1 protein-coding gene is annotated in these 2,565 nt (G+C 69.6%); it reads left to right on the forward strand.

All coding sequences use genetic code 11. The features are described from left to right. Window positions 1–2,565, forward strand: a 2,565-nt coding sequence (locus tag ABD371_RS35595; protein ID WP_344486879.1) for a condensation domain-containing protein, incomplete at both ends; no start/stop codon positions are given.

Genomic DNA, 2,565 nt, shown 5'->3' on the forward strand with positions numbered 1-2,565 from the left:
GTGGGTTCCGGGTGGAGCCGGGTGAGATCGAAGCGGTCCTGGCCGGGCATGAGTCGGTGGGTCAGGTCGCGGTGGTGGTGCGTGAGGACCGGCCGGGTGACAAGCGGCTGGTGGCGTATGTGGTCCCGGCCGGTTCCGCTGGTGTTTCCGCTGTTGATGCGGTGGTGTTGCGGGAGTTCGTGGGGGAGCGGTTGCCGGAGTTCATGGTTCCGGCGGCGGTGGTGGTACTCGGTTCGCTGCCGTTGACGGTGAACGGGAAGCTGGACCGGGGTGTGCTGCCGGTGCCGGAGTTCGCGGGTGGGACGGCGGGTGGTCGTGGTCCGGCGACCCCGGTGGAGGAGGTCCTGTGCGGGCTGTTCGGCGAGGTGCTGGGTCTGGACCGGGTCGGCGCGGAGGTGTCGTTCTTCGAGCTGGGTGGTGACTCGCTCCTCGCGATGCGGTTGATCGCCCGGGTCCGTTCCGTCCTCGACACCGAAGTCAGCATCCGAGACCTGTTCACCGCAGCCACCGTGGCCGCCATCGCCCGACTCATCGAAGGCGACCGCGGCGACGTACGCACAGCCCTGACCGCACGCGAGCGCCCGGACGTGCTGCCGCTCTCCTACGCCCAGCAGCGGATGTGGTTCCTCAACCGCCTGGAGGAGACCGACTCGGGTGCCGACGCCGCCTATAACCTGCCGTTGACTCTCCGGCTCTCGGGTGAGCTGGATGTCGCGGCGCTGGAGGCGGCTCTCGGTGACGTTGCCGACCGGCACGAGAGCCTGCGGACCGTCTTCCCCGAGACCGACGGCGCACCCCGCCAGCACATCCTAGAAGGCACCGACGGACGACCCCCGCTCATCGTCGTGGAAACCACGGAAAGCGAGCTTGAGAGCGCCCTCACCGCCCATGCCGGCCACGGCTTCGACCTCAGCATCGATCTTCCGTGGCGTGTGCGGTTGTTGGTGGTCGGTCCTTCGGAGTATGTCCTGCTGATTGTGGCGCATCACATTGCGGTGGACGGCTGGTCGATGGGTGCGCTGGCCCGTGATCTCGGGGTCGCTTACGCCGCGCGGTGCGGTGGCCGGGTCCCGGGGTGGGAGCCGCTGCCGGTGCAGTACGCGGACTACGCGCTCTGGCAGCGCGAAGTCCTCGGCGATCTGGACGACGAGGACAGCCTGATCAGCGCACAGCTGCGCTTCTGGCGTGAAGCACTGGAAGGCGCGCCGGAAGAGCTGACACTGCCGACCGACCGACCGCGCCCCCCGGTGCCCTCCTTCGAGGGGCGCTCCATCCCGGTCCGTGTCGGTGCCGACGCCCATGCCGGTCTGGTGGAGGTCGCCGGGCGCGGCCGGGCCACCATGTTCATGGTCGTGCACGCGGCGATCGCCGTACTCCTCTCCCGGATGGGCGCGGGCGAGGACATCCCCCTCGGCACCCCGATCGCAGGCCGGGGCGACGCGGCCCTGGACGACCTGGCCGGCTTCTTCGTCAACACCCTCGTCCTCCGCACGGACCTCAGCGGCGACCCCACCTTCACCGAACTGCTCCGCCGGGTGAGGGAAACCGACCTCGCGGCCTATGGGCACCAGGACGTGCCCTTCGAGCGGCTGGTGGATGTCCTGAGTCCGGTTCGTTCGCTCTCCCGGAACCCGCTGTTCCAGGTGATGCTGGCGCTCCAGAACGTCCCGGTCGCACAGTGGGAACTCCCCGGACTCGAAGTCGGCCCAGTCCCTTCGGGGTCCGAACTGGCAGCCCGGTTCGATCTGTCCGTGACGCTCGTTGAGGAGCGGGATGCGGAGGGTGGTCCTGCGGGTATCGGTGGCGGGATCCTTTACGCGACGGATCTGTTCGATGCGGCGACGGTTGAGGGTCTGGCGCGGCGTTTGGGTCGGGTGCTGGAGCGGGTGGCGGCTGATCCGGATGTGCGGCTGAGTGAGATCGCGGTGTTGGACGAGGTCGAGCGGTCGCGGGTGGTGTCGGAGTGGAACGACACGGCTCTGCCGGTCGAGGCGGACACGTTCCTGGACCTGTTCGCGGAGCGTGTCGCGAGCGCGCCCGGGGTACCGGCGGTTCGGTCGGGTGCGGACGTTCTCTCGTACGAGGAACTGGACGCGCGTGCCAATCGGCTGGCGCACGTCCTGACCGACGCGGGTGCGGGTCGGGAGCGGGTGGTGGGTCTGTGCCTGCCGCGCGGTGTGGAGATGGTGGTGGCGCTGCTCGCGGTGTGGAAGGCCGGCGGGGCGTATGTACCGCTGGATCCGGAGTACCCGTCCGACCGGCTCGCGTACATGGTCGCCGACAGCGGCGCGGTGCTCGTCCTGGGGGCGGAGATTCCCGGGATCGACGTGCCCGTTGTGCGCCTGGATGAGGCCGGAGCGGGCTCTTCCGAGCCGCTCGGCGTGAGCGTGAGCCCGGACCAACTGGCGTATGTGATCTACACGTCGGGTTCGACGGGCCGTCCGAAGGGTGTGGCGGTCGCTCACGGTGGGGTGGCGAACCTCGCGCTGGCCATGCGACCCGCCCTCGGCGTGGACGAAGGGGTGGTGGCGCTTCAGTTCGCCTCCTTCAGCTTCGACGCGGCCG

It is taken from the genome of Streptomyces amakusaensis, from assembly GCF_039532665.1.
Classification (GTDB): domain Bacteria; phylum Actinomycetota; class Actinomycetes; order Streptomycetales; family Streptomycetaceae; genus Streptomyces; species Streptomyces amakusaensis.